This is a genomic window from Monashia sp. HAY1-5C (assembly GCF_056755255.1).
Window position 1 is genome coordinate 1 of record NZ_JBPGXG010000259.1, and the last position, 1797, is coordinate 1797.

The window sequence follows — 1797 nt, forward strand, 5'->3', positions numbered from 1 at the left end:
GGGCTACACCGATGTCATGGCATGTCACCTCGCCGGGGTCGAGAACGCCGTCGCGACCTGCGGCACCGCCTTCGGGTCGGACCACATCAAGGTGCTGCGCCGGATGATGCGCGACGAGGCCGACCTCGCACCGGCCCGCGTCATCTTCACGTTCGACGGTGACGCCGCCGGCCAGAAGGCGGCGATGCGCGCCTTCGCCGACGACCAGAAGTGGGCCTCGCAGTCCTTCGTGGCCGTCGAGAAGTCCGGCAAGGACCCGTGCGAGCTGCGTCAGGCCGGCGGCGACCCCGCGGTCCAGGCGCTCATCGAGGACGCCGTCCCGATGTTCGAGTTCGCCGTGCGCACGACGATCAAGCGCTTCGACCTCGGCACCGCCGAGGGACGCGTCCAGGCGGCGCGGGCGGTGGCGCCCATCGTCGCCTCGATCCGCGACCAGTCGCTGCGCCCCGAGTACACGCGCGAGGTGTCGGGCATGCTCGGCCTGGACGTCGAGCAGGTGGCCCGCGAGGTGTCGCGCGCCGGACGGCTCAAGGTCGACGACGACCCGCGCGAGGCCCGCGACGCGCGCGAGCGGCGCCACACCGCTGGCGAGGATGCCGAGCCCTCGGCGGGCGAGGGTGGCCAGGGGATGCCGCAGCCGGATCGGCGCGACCCCGTCGTCATGGCCGAGCGGCAGCTGCTGCAGGTCATCCTCCAGTTCCCGACCGTCTTCGCGCCGGGAGCGCTCGAGCTGCTGACGCCCGACGCGTTCTCCGCGCCGGCGCACCGCGCGGTCTTCGACGGCATCCGCATCGCGCACGCGTCGGCCGACACCGCCAGCGTCCGGGCGTGGACGTCGGCCGTCACCGAGGCCGCGCCCTCGCCGGTGGCCGGGCTCGTCAGCGAGCTCGCCGTCGACACCCTCCCCACGCGGATGGACGCCGTCACGGGCCTGCCGACCTCGCGGTACGTCGACGAGCTCTTCAACCGGGTACGCACGATCGCGCTGACCCGACAGATCGCCGACGCGCTGAGCGAGATGCGCCGCCTCGAGCACTCCGACGAACCCGCCCCCGACCGCAGCCGCGCGCTCGGCCTGCACCTGCAGACCCTCCAGCGCGAGCTCGCGACGATCAAGGCGGGAATGGCCTGATGCCCCTGTTCGAACGGCGTCGTCGCGTGCCGCTGCCCGCCGACGTCCGCGCCGCCGTGGCGCTCGCAGGCGGCGAGAAGATCCTGGCCTGGGCTCGCGACGAGCAGTCCGGCGGCCACGTGGTCGCCACCACGCACCACCTCGCCTTCGTCGATGCCGACCGCACCCTGGCGTGGGAGCGGCCCTGGCACGAGGCGGAGTCAGGGACGTGGAAGGGCGAGACCGGCCTGCTGACCGTCCTCTGGGTCGACCACCGGTCAACAGCGCAGTGGCGGGTCACGGAGCCGTCCCTGCTGCAGCAGACGCTGCGCGAGCGCATCCAGGCCAGCGTCGTCATCGGCGACGAGTTCCGCACCCGGGACCGGCGCACCGTTCGGGTCGTGATCCGCAAGGACCTCGCCAGCGGGCGGCTGGTGGAGCAGGTCGTCCCCGGCAAGGGCGCGAGCCTCGAGGACCCCGAGGTCGCGAGCGAGGCGGCCGAGCGGCTCGCGCGGCTGCGCACCGAGGTCGGTCTCTGACCCGACCGAACGGGCGCCCCCGCGGGTGCGAGACGCGCCTTCCCAGGGGGTGGACGGTGGCCGAAAAGTGCCGGATGCGCCTCGCGCGGAGTCGATTTAGTCCCCGCCCGATCCTTTGCTATGGTTGCGCAGCAGCCATTCCCCTGT

2 protein-coding genes are annotated in these 1797 nt (G+C 73.2%); both read left to right on the plus strand.

Annotated elements, in window-relative coordinates:
• On the plus strand, positions 1-1132 hold a 1132-nt coding region (locus tag ACR9ZK_RS21495; protein WP_481344000.1), incomplete at its 5' end, for a toprim domain-containing protein.
• Positions 1132-1650: a hypothetical protein gene (locus tag ACR9ZK_RS21500; protein WP_481344001.1), complete on the plus strand. Its 519-nt coding sequence runs from the start codon at positions 1132-1134 to the stop codon at positions 1648-1650. The genes ACR9ZK_RS21495 and ACR9ZK_RS21500, both read left to right, overlap by 1 nt.
• The last annotated feature ends 147 nt before the right edge of the window (positions 1651-1797 follow it).